The organism is Halomonas faecis, from assembly GCF_010993975.1.
Taxonomy (GTDB): domain Bacteria; phylum Pseudomonadota; class Gammaproteobacteria; order Pseudomonadales; family Halomonadaceae; genus Halomonas; species Halomonas faecis.
In genome coordinates this window covers 16,287-32,366 of record NZ_JAACZO010000003.1, presented here as the reverse complement: position 1 = coordinate 32,366, position 16,080 = coordinate 16,287, and the positions used below count along the sequence as shown (strand labels likewise).

Annotated in this window: 14 protein-coding genes; 2 read left to right on the top strand and 12 right to left on the bottom strand. The window is 66.6% G+C overall.

Translation table 11 applies throughout. The features are described 5' to 3' along the window. Nucleotides 1–88 precede the first annotated feature (88 nt). The 4 genes from GFD32_RS01875 to GFD32_RS01860 all read right to left on the bottom strand — a co-directional run bounded on the left by GFD32_RS01875 (nt 89) and on the right by GFD32_RS01860 (nt 5,922). The gene (locus GFD32_RS01875; RefSeq protein WP_163574786.1) at nt 89–1,963 is read right to left on the bottom strand and encodes an SLC13 family permease; all 1,875 of its coding nucleotides are present in this window, start codon (nt 1,961–1,963) and stop codon (nt 89–91) included. Nucleotides 1,964–2,091: 128 nt separating this feature from the next. Beyond that, on the bottom strand, nt 2,092–2,907 hold the full coding sequence (locus tag GFD32_RS01870; RefSeq protein ID WP_163574784.1) for an enoyl-CoA hydratase-related protein: 816 nt from the start codon (nt 2,905–2,907) through the stop codon (nt 2,092–2,094). Then, nucleotides 2,904–5,105, bottom strand: a complete 2,202-nt coding sequence (locus GFD32_RS01865) for an acetate--CoA ligase family protein (RefSeq protein WP_163574783.1) — start codon at nt 5,103–5,105, stop codon at nt 2,904–2,906. The genes GFD32_RS01870 and GFD32_RS01865 overlap by 4 nt, the downstream gene beginning before the upstream one ends. A gap of 22 nt (nt 5,106–5,127) precedes the next feature. Then, the gene (locus GFD32_RS01860; RefSeq protein ID WP_163574781.1) at nt 5,128–5,922 is read right to left on the bottom strand and encodes an enoyl-CoA hydratase/isomerase family protein; all 795 of its coding nucleotides are present in this window, start codon (nt 5,920–5,922) and stop codon (nt 5,128–5,130) included. 261 nt (nt 5,923–6,183) lie between these two features. Here GFD32_RS01860 and GFD32_RS01855 point away from each other — a divergent pair, with 261 nt between their 5' ends. Continuing rightward, nucleotides 6,184–7,107: a MurR/RpiR family transcriptional regulator gene (locus GFD32_RS01855; protein WP_240455515.1), complete on the top strand. Its 924-nt coding sequence runs from the start codon at nt 6,184–6,186 to the stop codon at nt 7,105–7,107. A gap of 61 nt (nt 7,108–7,168) precedes the next feature. On the opposite strand, the gene GFD32_RS01850 is transcribed toward GFD32_RS01855, so the two are convergent. Both GFD32_RS01850 and GFD32_RS01845 read right to left on the bottom strand, forming a co-directional pair. After that, nucleotides 7,169–8,146, bottom strand: coding sequence for an NADPH:quinone reductase (locus GFD32_RS01850; RefSeq protein ID WP_163574780.1), 978 nt, complete (start codon nt 8,144–8,146; stop codon nt 7,169–7,171). 62 nt (nt 8,147–8,208) lie between these two features. Beyond that, a complete protein-coding gene (locus GFD32_RS01845) occupies nt 8,209–8,778 on the bottom strand; it encodes a hypothetical protein (protein ID WP_163574778.1) in 570 nt (189 codons plus the stop codon). Nucleotides 8,779–9,090: 312 nt separating this feature from the next. Between GFD32_RS01845 and GFD32_RS01840 the strand changes: the two genes are divergently transcribed. Then, nucleotides 9,091–9,852 (top strand): glycerophosphodiester phosphodiesterase family protein, encoded by a 762-nt coding sequence (locus tag GFD32_RS01840; protein ID WP_163574776.1) that lies wholly within the window; start codon nt 9,091–9,093, stop codon nt 9,850–9,852. 15 nt (nt 9,853–9,867) lie between these two features. Here GFD32_RS01840 and GFD32_RS01835 read toward each other — a convergent pair whose 3' ends face one another. The 6 genes from GFD32_RS01835 to GFD32_RS01810 all read right to left on the bottom strand — a co-directional run bounded on the left by GFD32_RS01835 (nt 9,868) and on the right by GFD32_RS01810 (nt 16,079). Further along, nucleotides 9,868–11,358 (bottom strand): cobyric acid synthase, encoded by a 1,491-nt coding sequence (locus tag GFD32_RS01835; RefSeq protein WP_163574774.1) that lies wholly within the window; start codon nt 11,356–11,358, stop codon nt 9,868–9,870. Between the two features lie 121 nt (nt 11,359–11,479). Further along, nucleotides 11,480–12,085, bottom strand: a complete 606-nt coding sequence (cobO, locus tag GFD32_RS01830; protein ID WP_163574772.1) for a cob(I)yrinic acid a,c-diamide adenosyltransferase — start codon at nt 12,083–12,085, stop codon at nt 11,480–11,482. Nucleotide 12,086: 1 nt separating this feature from the next. Further along, on the bottom strand, nt 12,087–13,427 hold the full coding sequence (locus tag GFD32_RS01825) for a cobyrinate a,c-diamide synthase (protein ID WP_240455514.1): 1,341 nt from the start codon (nt 13,425–13,427) through the stop codon (nt 12,087–12,089). Nucleotides 13,428–13,430: 3 nt separating this feature from the next. After that, nucleotides 13,431–14,198, bottom strand: a complete 768-nt coding sequence (locus GFD32_RS01820; RefSeq protein WP_163574770.1) for an ABC transporter ATP-binding protein — start codon at nt 14,196–14,198, stop codon at nt 13,431–13,433. Beyond that, entirely contained in the window at nt 14,198–15,205 is a 1,008-nt protein-coding gene (locus GFD32_RS01815; RefSeq protein ID WP_407081063.1) for a FecCD family ABC transporter permease, read from the bottom strand. The genes GFD32_RS01820 and GFD32_RS01815 overlap by 1 nt, the downstream gene beginning before the upstream one ends. Then, nucleotides 15,192–16,079, bottom strand: coding sequence for a cobalamin-binding protein (locus GFD32_RS01810; protein ID WP_240455513.1), 888 nt, complete (start codon nt 16,077–16,079; stop codon nt 15,192–15,194). Before GFD32_RS01810 ends, GFD32_RS01815 begins: the two co-directional genes overlap by 14 nt. Between the last annotated feature and the right edge of the window lies 1 nt (nt 16,080).

Sequence of the window (16,080 nt, the reverse complement as noted above, 5' to 3'; positions counted from 1 at the left end):
GCCGCCGGGGCGTCCTGTCATTCCCTTGCCGCTCCCAAACGCCGACAAGGCTGGAGCCTGTGCGGCGGGGTGCGCTCTCGGTCAAGGGCTACAGCGGCCAGACGATCAGGATCATCGGCATCGCCACCGCCAGCACCACCATCGAGAGCGGCATTCCCAGTTTCCAGTAATCGCCGAAGCGGTAGCCGCCAGGGCCCATCACCAAGGTGTTGGACTGGTGCCCGATGGGCGTAAGGAAGGCACAGGAAGCGCTCACCGCCACCACCATCAGAAACGGGTCCACCGAGACATCGAAGCCGCTGGCCAGACTCGCTGCAATGGGCGCCATCAACACCGCCGCTGCGGCATTGTTGATGACGTTGGAGAGCACCATCGACAGCAAGAAGAGGGCTACCAGCGAGACCACCACCGGCCAGTCGCTGCCCAACGCCAGCATGCCTTCGGCGATCAGGTTCGCGCCGCCGCTGGTCTCCAGCGCCTGGCCGACCGGGATCATGGCGCCGAGCAGTACGATCACCGGACCGTCGATGGCCTGGTAGCCCTCGCGCAACGGCAGCACTCCGACCATCAGCGTCACCAGGGCAGCCAGCGACAGCGCCACCGCCGCCGGCAACAAGTCGAAAATCATGGCCAGGATGGCGGCGGCGAATATGGCGAGCGAGGCAAGCAGCATTCGCGGCTGCCCCAGAGTCAAGTTGCGGCTGGCCAGCGGCAGGCACCCGAGCGTCGCCAGGCTCTCGGAGAGTTCGCTCTCACCCCCCTGGAGCAGCAGCACGTCACCGGGGCGGAAGCGGATCTCGTGCAGCCGCTGCTTGAGGCGGCCGCCGTCCCGGGCCACCGCCACCAGATGCAGCCCGAACTGGTTGTGCAGGCGCAGCTGGGTGACGGTGCGGTTGACCATCATGGAGTCGTTGCGTACCACCGCCTCGACCAGTTGCAGTCCCTCGGTATCCACGCCCCCCTTCTGGGGCTTGTCGGCGTCGCTCTTGTCCGCCTGGCCCACACTCTCCTGCGTCTGGGAATCGTCGGTGGACTCGGAGTCTTCTTCGGCCTCCTCCTCCTTCTCATCATCTTCAGCCTCCTTGCCAAGGCGAAGCCCCGCCTTGCCTTCCAGCAGCTTCATCTCCTCGGGCCCCGCCTCCACCAGCAGGATGTCGCCCTCTTTCAATGCGCCGAAGAAGGCATGGCCGGCCCGGCGCCGTTCGCCGCGCACCACTGCCAGCACCGGGATAGTCTCTTCCAGTTCCTCCTGCAGTTCGCGCAGGGTCAGGCCGTTGGCCTCCGACTCCTCGCCGACTCGCAGCTCCACCAGGTAGTGGGCGGTGTCGAACATTGCCTCGGTGGAGGCCTTGCCGGCGCGCTGGGGTACCAGCCGCCAGCCCACCAGAAGAATGAAGGCTAGTCCGACCAGCGCCACCGCCGCTCCCACCGGCGAGAAGGAAAACATCCCGAAACTCTCGCCGGTAACGCCACTCCGGTAAGCCGAGATGATGATGTTGGGTGGGGTGCCGATCAGCGTGGTCAGCCCGCCGAGCAGCGAACCGAAAGCCAGCGGCATCAGCAGAATGGAGGGGGAGGCATCGTGCTCGCGGGCCATGCGCATGGCCACCGGCAGCAGCAGTGCCAGCGCGCCCACGTTGTTCATGATGCCGGAGAGCACCACCACGGTACCGGTGAGCACCAACAGCTGCAGGAAGAGCCGTTCGCCCACCTTGAGCACCTGCTCGGCGATCACGTCCACCACCCCGGAGCGTTCGAAGCCGCGACTGAGCACCAGCACCGCGGCCACGGTGATCACCGCCGGATGGCCAAAACCCAGGAAGGCTTCCTCCGACGGCACCAGACCCAGCAGAACCGAACCGAGCAGCGCCGCAAGCGCCACCAGATCGTAGCGAAAGCGCCCCCAGACGAAGGCGGCCAGAGTCAGCCCGAGCACGATGAAGACCAGTGTGCTGTCGGCCATGCGTTCACCTCCCTGTGAGATCGGATGGCCTCAGCATCGCCAGCTTTGCCCTTGCTGGACAAGCCCTTTCATGGCCTAGGAAGCAAAAAACCCGGCCGCAGCCGGGTAGAGAACGCAGAGAAGGCGGGTTACTTCGCCATATTCTCCAGCATGGCGTTGACCGCCTCGAGGTGCTCCAGCTCGTTGTGGCACAGCCCCTGGAATACCGCACAGAGGTCGAGGAAGTCGGGCAGCGCCATGCGGCTGCCCTTCTTCATCAGCCGCTTGGTGAGCCGCGTGGCCTTGGGCGGCTGGGCGGCGATGCGCTCGGCCAGCTCCATGGCGCGCCCCATCAGCGCCTCGGGCTCGGTGACCTCCAGCAGGATGCCGGTCTCCCTGGCTTCCTCGGCGTCGATCACCCGTCCGGAGAGGGTCAGCTCGAAGGCGCGCTGGTAGCCGATCAGACGCTGCAGGTACCAGGCGCCGCCGTCACCGGGAATGATGCCCAGATTGAGGAAGGTCTCGCCGAACTTGGCTTTCCTCGAGGCGATGCGCAGGTCGGCCATGTTGGCCAGATCGAAGCCGGCACCGATGGCCGGGCCGTTGACGGCGGCGATGATCGGCACCTCCACGGCGTCGAGGGCCAGCGGCATGCGCTGGATGCCGCGGCGATAGCGCTCGGCCACCTCGGCCGGGGCGCCGGCGAAGTCGCCGCCGCGGCTGGCCATGTCCTTGACGTTACCGCCGGCGGAGAACGCCGAGCCGGCGCCGGTGATCACCAGCACCGAAACCTCGTCGCAACGGTTGACCCATTCGGCCACGGCGACGATGTCGTCGACCAGCGCCGTGCCGGTCAAGGCATTACGCACGTCGTGGCGGTCCAGTGTCAGGGTGGCGATGCGCCCCTCGAGTTCGAGGCGGGCATCGCTCAGCTCGGGCTGAGACGTGGTGTACGTTTGACTCATGCGTTGGCAGCCTCCAGATCGCTGTCTGCCGGCGGCAGATCGCGTGCCACGATAACCCGGGCGTCGACCACCGCATAGCCGTCGGCACCCGCGATCACCGGATTGAGGTCGAGCTCCACGAGCTGGGGATAGGCCTCGACGATGCGCGATACCGTAAGCAGCAGATCGACCAGCGCCGACCTGTCCACCGGTGCTTCACCGCGCACACCGCCGAGAATCTTCTTGGCCTTGATCTGCTCCACCATCGACTCGGCATCATGACGGGACAGCGGGATCGAGCGGAATGCCACGTCCTCGAGAATCTCCACGAAGATACCACCCAGACCGAACATCAATACCGGGCCGAAGATCGGGTCGCGAATCACGCCGAGAATCACCTCGACGCCCTTCTTGGCCATGGGAGTGACCAGCACGCCCTCGATCTCGGCTTGGGGATCGTACTCACGACACGAGGCCAGGATCGCCTCGCGTGCCTCGCGCAGCGCCGCCTCGCCGACCAGATCGAGCCGAACGCCGCCGGCATCGGACTTGTGCAGGATATCCCGGGAAACCACCTTCATGGCCAAGGGGGTCTGGCCGAACGCCTTGGCGGCTTCGACCAGTTCGCTCTCGCTACCCACGACCCGCTCTTCCGGCACCGCCACGCCGTGCCCGCGCAGCAACTGCTTGGCCTCGTACTCGAAGAGGTCGCGCCCCTCTCCCTGAGCACGGTGGAAGAGTTCGGCCAACTCGGGCTTGGCCGATACCGCCATCTCGCGCTCCTGGCGGTGGTTCTGCGCCAGGTAGAGGCCGCGCTCCCCCAGTGCTGCCAGCACCCGTACGGAGTGCTCGATGGAATCGTAGACCGGAAGCCCCGCCTCGTGCAGACGGCGCAGAGCCGGCGGCTTGATCGGAGCATACAGGCTGTAGATCACCAGCGGCTTATCGGTGGCATGGGAGAGGTCGACCATTGACTCGGCACCGCGCATCTCGTCGCCGAGCAGCGATTCGGCGAAACGGATGCTGTAGCCGCCGAACATGCCCACCAGGAACACGCTGTCGACGTTGTCATCGGCGGCGACGATCTCCATGCAGGTGGCCAGCCGCGAGGGGTTGGCATCGGTAGAGCCGGCCACGTCCACCGGATTGACGGTGGAGGCCTGCGGGAAGAGCACCTCGCGCAGCTTGGCGCGTGTAGTATCGCTGAGTTCGGCGAGTTCGAGCCCTGCCTCGGTGAGGCGGTCGGAAGCGATGGTGGCCTGGCCGCCACCGTCGGAGATGACCGCCACGCGCTTGCCGCGCGCCTTCTGCAACAGGCCCAGCCCTTCGGCGACCGGCAGAATCTCATCGGACTGGTGCACCACGCTGACCCCAGCCTGCTTGAGCAGGTCGACGGTCATGCCATAGCTGCCGGCCAACGCCCCGGTATGCGAGCTGGCCGACTTCTGGCCGGCTTCGGTTGCCCCTGACTTGTAGACCACCACCGGCTTCATGGCGGTCACCTCGCGGGCCACGTCGAGGAACCTGCGTCCGTCGCGAAAGCCCTCGACGTAGAGCGTCGCCACCCGGGTGTGCTCGTCTTCGCCCAGGTAGCGCAGGTAGTCGTTGAAGCCGATGTCGCTCTGATTGCCCGGCCCCACGTAGGTGGAAAAGCCCACGTGACCATTGTGCTGCGCCTCCAGCGCCAACGACAGCAGCATGTTGCCCGACTGGGAGATGATCCCCACATCTCCCGGCTTGACGTTGTCCAGTGCCAGCAGGTTGATCTGGTGATGCAGGTTGAAGATGCCCGAGGTGTTGGGACCGATGATACGCACCCCATGGGCACGCGCCTTGGCCATCATCTCGCGCTCGAGATCGGCGCCCTCGCCGCCGATCTCGGCGAAGCCGCTGGCAAGTATCACCGCCCCCTTGATCCCGCGCCGGCCGCACTCGGCGATCAGCCCGGGCACCGTGGCCGCCGGGGTGCAGATCAGCGCCAGCTCCGGGTTGCCGGGAATGGCCGTGACCGAGGGCCACGCCTCGATGCCGAGGATCATGTCGGCCTTGGGATTGACCGGATAGATATCGCCCCGGTAGCCATCCTTCACCAGGCCCACCATGGCCTTGTAGCCGCGTTTGGTGGGGTCGGCGGAAGCGCCGATCACGGCGATGCCGCGGGGTGCCAGAATGTCGTGCAGGGGGCTGCGAGTGGGTAGGTGTCCTTCGATGGGATTCATGGTGTGCTTACCTGGCTCCTGTTCAGTGTCCCTTGAAACGGGGCGGGCGCTTCTCGGCGAAAGCGTCCACCCCCTCCTGCCAATCCGCGGTGGTCGAGCAGGTGAAGACGGCATCCAGCTCCTGCTGCAGCTGCCCTTCCAGATCGGTGTGGCCGCCCTGATTGACCAAGCGCTTGAGCATGGCCATGGAAACCGGCGCCTGCTGCGCCAATGTCTCTGCCAGTTGACGAGCCTCGGTCATCAGCGCTTCCGTCGGCCAGCTCGACGTGGCCAGTCCGAGACGCACGGCCTCCTCGCCATCGACACGCCGGCCCGTATAGAGCAGTTGACGTGCCCGGGAAAGCCCCACCAGCTGCGGCAGCAGCTTGGAAACGCCGCCACCCACGCAGGTGCCGATGCTCACCTCGGGGAAGCCGATCTGGGCGTCGTCGGCCATCAGGATGAAGTCACAGGCCACGGCCATTTCCGCTCCCGCGCCCAGCGCGTAGCCGTTCACCGCCGCGACCACCGGCTTCTTCAAGCGCAGGATCGTCTCGCAGACGTCATTGCCGAGCTGCAGGTATTGGCGCCGCTGGTAGAGCGAGCGACTGGCGCTGCCATGCTCCTTCATGTCGGCACCCACGCAGAAGGCACGCCCTTCGCCGGTGAGAATGACGACGCGCACCTCGCTGTCCGCCTCGGCATCGGCCAGGGCTGCTAGCAGCTCGGTGTAAAGAGGCTCGACCACCGCATTGAGGCGGTGAGGGCGGTTGAAGCGGATCGTGGTCACCGGGCCGTGACGGTCGACGATCAGTGTTTCAGGGGAAGTGTGGCTCATGGCGTTACGTGAATACTCTCCAGGGTTCGAATCGGCAGGAGCAGCACGGATGACGAATCACGCAGGCTTTCCTGGCTAGAAACAAACGTACCGTTATAGAAATGCATTCGGCACACGTGTTATGCCGCGCATCCTAGACCACGGCCATAGACAACGTCAACACGTACGTACCATCATATAAATCTATGAGAAACGATTGTTTCATCGATTGACGCCACGCATGAGTTACAATGGCGCCACTTCGGAAAGCAGGAGATCGCCGTGCAGGAACACATGCCTGACAACAGCGAATCATCGGCTGGCAAGACGCCGCCGGCAGACCTGGAAACGGTGAAACAGCAGTTGGCCGACGCCTACCCGGAACTCAGCCCGCAGTTGAAACTGGCCGCCGGCTACGTGCTGGAGCACCCGGTGGAAATCGCCTTTCAATCGATTCGCAAGTCGGCCACTTCCGCCGCAGTCACTGCTTCCACGCTGGTGCGGCTGGCCAAGCGCTTGGGGTTCGAGAGTTACGAGCAGTTCCGGGAGATATTCCAGTCGGCAGTGCAGGCCGGCCCGGTGGAGCTTTCCGGACGCGCCAACCAGCTGCGCAGTCTGGCCAGCCAGACCGACGATCAGGTGTTCCTCGACGTGGGGGACGCCGCCTTCGACAACATCGGACGCTTGTTCACTGCCAATAACCAGACCAAGGTGCGAGAGGCCGCCAAGCGCTTGCTCGACGCCCGCCGTGTGGCCGTGGTGGGGTTTCGCGACACCTTCGCCTGCGCCTACCACTTCGCCTACGTGGGCCGCATCGCCATGCCCAACGTCCAACTGATACGCGGCCAGGAGGGGGGGCTGCTCACCGAACTCTCCGCTTATGGCGCTGGTGACGTGGTGGTCGCCTTCGGGTTCGAACCCTACTGCAACGAAACCATGCGCGCCCTGACCATCGCCCGGCAGCAAGGGCTCAGCCCCATCGTGATCACCGACACTCTGCGCTCACCGCTGGTGCCGGGTTCCGCGATCACCTTTACCGTGGCCAACGCCACGCCGCACTTCTTTCCCTCGATTCTCTCGGCCATCACTCTGATCGAGGTCCTGCTGGCGGAGTGCGTCGCCTTCGGCCCCGACGACCTGGTCGACAACGTGGCGAACTTCGAGTCGCGGATGCGCCAGATGGGCGCGTACGTGGAGAGCGGCTGAGGGCCACGAGCGGCGGGCTACGAGCACCCGCAGCCCGCAGCCCGCAGCCCGCAGCCCGAGTTCAGGGGAGCAGAATGGTCGAGCCGGTGGTTTGACGATTCTGCAGCGCATCCTGCGCCCGGCCGGCCTCGGCCAGCGGGTAGCGGTGGGAAACATCGACCTGGACTTGGCCGCTTTCGAGCATTTCGAACAGCTCGCCGGCCATCCACTCCAACCGCTCGCGGGTGTCGGCGTAGCCGTTGAGACTCGGCCGGGTGGCGAAGAGCGAACCCTTCTGGTTGAGGATGGCAAGATTCACCCCCTCCACCGGCCCCGAGGCGTTGCCGAAGCTGACCATCAGCGAGCGCGGCTTGAGGCAGTCAAGCGAAGTCTCCCAGGTATCCTTGCCCACCGAATCGTAGACCACGTCGCACATCTCGCCGCCGGTCAGTTCGCGGACGCGCTCGACGACGTCTTCCCGGGTATAGTCGATGGTCGCCCAGGCACCGTTCTTCTCGGCCAGCGCCGCTTTCTCCGACGAGCTCACGGTGCCGATCAACTTCACACCCAGCGCCCTGGCCCACTGGCAGGCGATGGAGCCGACCCCACCGGCTGCGGCATGCCACAGGACGGTTTCACCACCCTGAAGCTCACGCGTCTGGCGTAGCAGGTACTGCACCGTCAGCCCCTTGAGCATCGAGGCCGCCGCCGTTTCGAAGTCGATGGCGTCGGGCAACTTGACCACCTTGGCCGCCGGCAGCGTGTGGGACTCGCCATAGGCACCCAAGGGGCCCTGGGCATAAGCGACACGATCGCCACGCTTCAAGTGGCTGACGCCCTCGCCCACGGCGTCGACCACCCCGGCCGCCTCGGTACCCAGTCCCGAGGGCAGACCCGGCGCAGGATAAAGGCCGGTGCGAAAGTAGATGTCGATGAAGTTGAGACCCACCGCCCGGTTGGCGACCCGGACCTCGCCGGGACCAGGCTCGGCGGGGGCGACATCGACGAGTTCGAGAACCTCGGAGCCACCGGTACGAGCGAATTGGATGCGCTTGGCCATGTCGTCAGATCCTTGTTTCTTGGGATATCGTCGAGCCATCCAAGCGCCGATCATCGCTTCGGTCAAGTCACGCCGACCGGAAAGGCGTCCAGCGCCTCGACGAAGAGCCGCTTCTCCGCCTCGAAGAAACGTGCGTCGTGCTTGAAGCGGCGCAGGATCGCAGTTTCGTCGAAATCCACTGGCGGAGCCAGCTCGTCGACGCTGCGAGCCGGATGATGCTCGGCCAGCCCCACCCGACGGCCGCCGGGCAAGGCAAACCAGCGCGAAATGCCGCAACGCTGGTAGAAGGCCTCGGCTTCCTGGTCGGCGGCGTCGAGGCGCAGCGGCGCCTTCTTGGCCAGTTCGCGGATCAACCGCCGCTCACTCTCGCGGTCCCCACCCGGCGCCGCGGAGAGCCACAGGCGCATCCCCCCACCTGCCTCGTCCAGCACCAGCAGCGCCAGGGCCCCTGGCCGCTGTCGGTCGTCCACCAGTGCCCACAGGCGTGCCGCCTCATGGGCGAACAGCACCTGGCGCATCCCGGTAAAGGTGACCAGCGGTGCCAGCCCTGCTTCGCGGCCGTAGTGATCGGCGCATAGCCGGGCCAGCCAGGCATCGCGCTGTTCGCGGCGTTCCGGGGTCATCACCTTCATGTCTTGCCTCTACACCTGTTCTGTGAAAAACGCGCAAGCCTGGCAGGCTGCCTGACTCGACCGATCGTTGCGAGAAAGTCGGATTTTGAGACAAGTTTATCGATCTGGTGAGGTGAATAGCGAGCTATTTAACGAAGCATATCGAATGAAAATCGCCGTAATTCCGGATTTTCAGTGAGCCGGCGTCACGCCCGACAGCCTGCTGGAACACTCACGGCGCACTTCGCCTATGCCAGGCGGCCCCCAAGTCGTTATCCTGTCACTTCTGACCGCGACACTGTCGCCGATGTCCTGTCCAGCCGGAGCGAGCGCATGCCAGATCGTCACCCCAGCATCGACCTGCCGCCGCTGATTGCCCACCGCGGGCTCTCGGCTCGCGCCCCGGAGAACACCCTGGCAGCCGTGCGTGCCGCCCACCGCGCCGGCTGTACCTGGGTGGAGCTCGACGTGCAACTGCTCGGTGACGGCACACCGGTGATCTGGCACGACGCCAGCGTGAGGCGCTGCTCGGATGGGCGCGACGCCCTGGCCGACCTGGAACTGCCCAGGGCCCGGCGACTGGACGTCGGCGCCTGGTTCGCCGATGACTTCGTCGGCGAGCGCATGGCCACCCTCCGCGAGATGCTCGAACTCGTCGACGCTCTCGACATGGGGCTCAACCTGGAACTCAAGGTCAACCGCGGACGCAGCGCACCGGCACTGGTCGACGGTGCGCTTCCCACCCTGCTCGATGCCCTGCCGTCCGAACGGCTGATTCTCTCTTCGTTCAACGACGCTGCCCTGGACCATGCACGACGCTTCGCCGGCCCCGAACGACTGGCACTCGGCGTTCTCTTCGAAGGGTTGCCACGCCACTGGCAGGCACGCTGCGAAGCGGTCGACGCCTTCAGTGTGCACACCGACTGGAAGCGGCTTAACCAACGCGGCGCCCGCGCAGTCCGCGAAGCGGGCTATCGCTTGCTCGCCTATACCGTCAACGATCCTGCCGCCTTCGCCCCCCAGTGGAGCTGGGGGGTGCAGAGCGCCATCACCGACGACCCGGCAGTGTTCGACGGACGCTTGCCGCCCCCCTGACCCCAACGAAGCTCGCTACCGGAGAGGCGCTGCTGCCGAGCTCCCGCTCGACAGCAGCTCTTCGATGACCGCCATATCCAGATGGGCCTCGAGGGTGTCAGCCAGGCGGTCGAGCTCTCGCTGGCGATGCTCACGGTAATCCACTGCCGCGTCCGCAGCAGCTAACCCACAGCGCGCCAGCAGCGCCGTGCAGGTCTCGGGCCTGTCGAACAGGCCATGCAGGTAGGTGCCCATCACCTGACCGTCGGCACTCACCGCGCCATCCATGCGTTCTCCCTCGCGGCCATCGAGCGCGACCAACGGTTGCGCGAGCGCAGCCCCTTCGCTCACGCCATTGTGGATCTCGTAGCCGGTGAGGGGCACATCCTCCGGCAGCAGCCGGCCCATCACGTTACGCAGTTGCTTGCCCGCCACCATTCGCGTCTCGAGGTCGAGCAGACCAAGCCCCGGCATGGAACCGGCCGCCCCCTCGAGGCCATCGGGATCATGGACTGCGCTGCCGAGCATCTGGAAGCCGCCGCAGATGCCCAGCACCTGGCCGCCGTAGCGCAGGTGGCGCGCAATGACGGTCTCCCAGCCCTGGGCACGCAGCCATTGAAGATCGCTGCGCGTGCTCTTGCTGCCGGGCAGGACGATCAGGTCGGCCGGCGGAATGGGTTGGTTGGGCCCCACGAAGGTGAGCGCCACCCGCGGGTGAAGCCGCAATGGATCGAAGTCGTTATGGTTGCTGATGCGCGGCAGCGCCGGCACCACGACCCGCAGCGCCGGCTCGCCCTCTTCGCGCCCCGTGCGGCCGATGCTGTCCTCGGCGTCTAGCAGCAGGCCGTGCAGGTAGGGCAGCGTGCCGAGCACCGGCTTGCCGGTGCGTTCGGCGAGCCACACGAGACCCGGCTCGAGCAACGCCAAGTCGCCACGGAAGCGGTTGATGACGAAGCCTCTGGTACGGGCCCTCTCGCTCTCGCTGAGCAGCGCCAGAGTACCGACCAACTGGGCGAAGACCCCGCCGCGATCGATGTCACCCACCAGCAGCACCGGGCAGTCGACCATCTCGGCGAAGCCCATGTTGGCGATATCGTTCTCGCGCAGGTTGATCTCCGCCGGGCTGCCCGCCCCCTCGGCGATGATCACGTCGAAGCGCGTCGACAGCGCCTCCCAAGCGGCCAGCACGCTGTCGCGCGCCTGGCGCTTGTAGGCGTGGTAGTCCAGTGCGTCCATATGGCCGTGCACCCGACCGCGCAGGATCACCTGGGCGCCGCGGTCGCTCTCCGGCTTGAGCAGCACCGGATTCATGTCGCTGTGAGGCTCGACACCCGCCGCCAGCGCCTGCAGCGCCGTGGAGCGGCCGATCTCGCCGCCGTCCACCGTCACGGCGCTGTTGAGCGCCATGTTCTGCGGCTTGAACGGCGCCACCGACACGCCCCGGCGCGTCAGCGCCCGGCACAGCGCCGCCACCACCGTGCTCTTGCCGGCATCCGAGGTGGTGCCCTGGATCATCAACGTCGCCATGCAGCCCTCGAATTACAGAAATCCCATTTTGATTTCATGCTCAGACTGGGAAGCCGCCGATTTCCGTCGCGGGCGAAGATAGGCTGGCCAGAGCCGGAGCGCAGCAAGAAATCAGCGCTTCCTAGAGTTCGATGCCTTTCTGGGCCTTGACCCCCTGATCCTTGAAGGCGTGCTTGACCGACTTCATCTCGGTGACGGTGTCGGCCAGCTCGATCAGCGCCTTGGGTGCATAGCGACCGGTGACGATGGCGTGCTGCATCGCCGGGCGCGCCTGCAAGTCGTCGAGCACCCGGTCGAGATTCAGATACTCGAAATGCAGGGCGATGTTGAGCTCATCGAGCAGCACCAGGTCGAAGCTGGGATCGGCGAGCATGCGGCGAGCGACTTCCCAGGCTGCCTCGGCCTTCTCGATGTCGCGCTCGCGGTTCTGGGTGTCCCAGGTATAGCCCTCACCCATCACGTGGTACTCCACGTTCGGCAGATCGCGGAAGAAAGCCTCCTCGCCGGTGCTGAAGGCACCCTTGATGAACTGCACCACGCCCACCTTCATGCCGTGGCCCAACGCTCGGGCCAGCATGCCGAAACCCGAACTGCTCTTGCCCTTTCCCGAGCCGGTATGCACCAGCAACAGCCCCTGCTCCTTGTCGGCCTGGGAAATACGCTCGTTCATGATCCGCTGTTTGATGGCCATGCGCTCGGCATGACGCTGAGGGTCGACGTTCTTCATGTCAGTCTCCTGAAGTAGCGGAAAGGGCGGCATTCAAGCCCTCGCCAGTGAAGGTGGCGGCGACAAGCGCCGGTGCGGAAGGAAAATAGCCATGGAAGTAGCTGGCCGTGAGGCTCCCCTCACGATAGACCGCCTCGGCGGAACTGCCCGCCAGGCGCCGGGCATGGGCAACCGGCCGTAGCGGGGTCTCCAGCGACGAGTGGTGATAGGTATGGCCACGCAGCTCACCCAGCGCCGTGTCCAGACTCTGCAGGCCCAGGGCACTGAGCTTGCCGGTCATGCGTGCGGTGCCGGACAGCAGGCCGTATGCGACGTGCTCGATGCCGTCGCCATCGACGAGACTTTCCATGCAGGCCATCAGCCCGCCGCATTCGGCCAGGATCGGTTTGCCGGCCTCATGGTGGGCGCGGATCGACGTGCGCATCGACGCGTTGGCAGCCATCCTGGCGGCGTGCAGCTCCGGGTAGCCACCGGGCAGCCATAGAGCATCGCAGACAGGCAGCCGAGCGTCCTCCAATGGCGAGAAGAACGCCAACTCGGCCCCCATGGCCTCGAGCAGATCGAGATTGGCGCGATAGATGAAGGCGAAGGCCGCATCACGTGCCACGGCGATGCGCACCCCGACGAGTCGGCGCAACGCCGCACCGGGCTCTGCCGCCTCCAGCGTCACACGGGCCGGCAGCCGGTCGAGCCCCGCCTCGGCGAGCACCGCCGCGGCATCATCGAGCTGGGCATCGAGCCCATCGAGCTCGCCGGCCTGCACCAACCCCAAGTGACGATCGGGAATCGCCATGGCCTCGCTACGCGGAATGGCGCCGAGTAGTGAGAGCCCCTCCGGCATGCTATCGGCGAGTAGCCGACCGTGGCCGGGGCTGCCCACGCGGTTGGCGATCACCTCGTGGATGGCGAGCCGCGGATGGAAATTGGCCAGCCCCTGGGCCACGGCGCCGAAGGTCTGGGCCATGCCCCAGGCATCGATCACCGGCAGCGCCGGCAGGCTGGCCAGTATCGCCAGATCGGCGCTGGACGGCTCGCCATCGAACAGCCCCATGGAGCCTTCAACGAGGATCAGGTCCGCCTCCCTGGCGGCCTCGGCCAATCGCCAGCGGCACTCGGCTTCGCCGGTCATCCAGGGGTGCAGCTGGTAGACCGGAGCGCCGGAGGCGACTTCCTGCACCATGGGATCCAGGTAGTCGGGGCCGTGCTTGAACACGCGCACCCGACGCCCTGCATTGCGATGCAACCGCGCCAGTGCGGCCGTAACCATTGACTTGCCCTGGCCGGAGCCGGGCGCGGTAATCAGAGCGGCATGAGCCTCGCCGCGAATCGGGTGCGTCGTCACATGTCACCTCACGGGTACGAAAACGGGAGCGCCGTCGACCTCTGCGGTGGCCAGACGCTGGCCATAGAGTCGCTCCAGGACGTCCGGCACCAGCATGGTGTCGCGCGGTCCCCAGCACGCCTCGCCGTCGGGATAGAGCAGCAGTACCCGATCGCACCAGCGCGCAGCCAGGTTGAGGTCGTGCAGGCACATCAGTACGGCGCGCCCTTCGGCAGCCTGCTCGGCGAGCAACGCCATGACCGCGGTCTGATGGTGCAGATCGAGATGGTTGGTGGGCTCGTCGGCCAGCCAGATGGCTGGCCCCTGGGTGAGTACCGTGGCGAGAACCAGACGCTGGCGTTCGCCTCCGGAGAGCGTGCTCACCAGGCGTTCCCCCAGGTGAGCCACGTCGAGGCGTGCCAGGGCCGCCTCGGCCAGCTGCAGATCCTCCCCGCCCTCCATCTGCCAGGGCGAAAGCCAGGGATGACGACCGATCAGCGCCGTCTCCTGCACCGTGGCAGGGAAACCATCGTGACGCTCCTGGAAGACCAGACCCAGCGCACGGGCGACCCGGCGGCGCGACAGCCCGGCCAGCGGCTCGCCATCGAGGCGCACTGTACCGTGCCGCGGCGCACGCAACCCCGCCAGAGTATGCAGGAGCGTGGTCTTGCCCGCCCCGTTGGGACCCAGCACGCCCCACACTTGCCCCGGCTCCAGGCTCAGGGTCATCGCCCGGCCGTCGCCACGCCCCGGCACGTCGATCACCAGCTCGCAGGCCTCGAGTCGGCTCATCAGCGGCTCCGGTAGAGCAGATAGAGGAAAGTCGGCACGCCGAGCAGCGCCGTGATCACGCCGACCGGCAACTGCTCGGGCGCGATGATGGTGCGCGCCAGAGTATCGGCGAGCACCAGTAGGGTACCGCCGGCCAAGGCACAGGCGGGCAGAATCAAGCGCTGGTCGTTGCCCAGCGCCAGGCGCAGCATGTGCGGCACCACCAGGCCCACGAAGCCGATGCTTCCGGCTGTGGTCACCGCCATGGCGGTGAGCCCGCTCGCCGTCAGGTAGATCGTCCATTCCAGGGGCCTCACCGCCACGCCCAGGGCTGCGGCCTGAAGCGCCCCGCGGGCCAGCACGTTGAGACTGCGCCCCAGGGGAATGGCCAACAGGCATACGACCACCAGCAGTAACAGCGGCGGCACCGGCGAGCGCGCATAAGCGAGATCGCCCATCAACCAGTAAAGCATGCCGGGCAGTCGCTCGACGGGACTCACCGCCAGCATCAGGGTCACCACCGCACCCCAGCCGGCCGCCACCACCACCCCGGTGAGCAGCAGTCGTGCCGGCGTCCAGCTTCCGGTGCCATGAGCCAGGCCGAACACCAGCAAGGTGGAGAGCAGTGCGCCAGCGAAGGCCGAACCGGTGATCAGTGCGCTGCCGAGCCCCGCCAGCATGGCCGCCAACGCCCCTACCGCGGCGCCGCCGGAGAGCCCCAGTACATAGGGGTCGGCCAGAGGGTTGCGCAGCAGCACCTGCATCAGCGCTCCGGCCAGCGCCAGCAAGCCGCCGGTGGCGAAAGCCGAGAGCGACCGCGGCAGGCGCAGCTCCAGCACCAGGGTGCGCGAAAGCGGCTCGCCCTGCCCCGTGATCACCGCCCACAGCTCCCCCGGAGAGACCGCCACGCTGCCGACGCCGACGCCCAGCGCCAGGGCCGCTAGCGCTGCCAGCGTCAACAGGCCCAGCGGACGAATCAGCCCGCGGCGGCCGCCGATCACACCCAGCGTGGGCCTAGCGGCGTGCACGCGCTTCCTCCAGTTTCTCGCAGAACAGTCGGCTGCCCTCCAGCAGGCGCGGCGTGGGGCGCTGAATCAGTGACGGCGGCACGAAGAAGAGGTTGCCCTCGGTCACCGCCGTCAGATGCGGGTATTGCTCCCAGTGGGTGAGCCACTCGCGGTTCTCCTCGCCCATGCCGCCGGCCAGTATCGCCTCCGGATCGGCATCCAGCACCGATTCGTCGTCGATGCGCGGTACCAGGCGCTCCAGCCCCCCGAAGACGTTGACCCCTCCGCAGGCTGACAGCACCTTGCCGATCAGGTGCGCATCGTTGATGGTCATCAACGGCTCGTCCCACACCTGGTAGAAGACTCGCACCGGCTCCCGGTCGGCGTAGCGCTTGCGAATTTCGGTCATGCCCTCGCGGAAGCGGTTCGATTCGCGACGCGCCGGCCCGACTGTGCCGGCCAGCGTCCCGAGGCGCTCGATGGCGCTGGCCACGTCCTCGAAGCTGCGCGGCTCCAGATAGAATACCGGCACACCCAGCGACTCGACGGTCTCCAGCTGTTCGGGCGGATTGCCGGTCACCCAACCGATCACCAGAGCCGGACGCAACGCCGCCAGGCGCTCCATGTCGAGGCGAGTATGACTCCCCACCTTGGGCACTTCGCGCGCCTCGGGGGGATAGTCGCTGTAGTCGACCACCGCCACCACCTTGTCGCCGGCCCCGGCGGCATAGACGAGCTCGGTGGCCCCGGGCGAGAGTGCCGCGATGCGCTCGGCCGGCGCCGGCAGGCACACCTCGCGCTCGGCATCGTCGATGGCGCACACCTCGGCGTAGGCCGGCGTCACCGCCAGTGACAGCAGCGCCAGGGCAAGGCCGCTCAGGAAACGACGCGACATC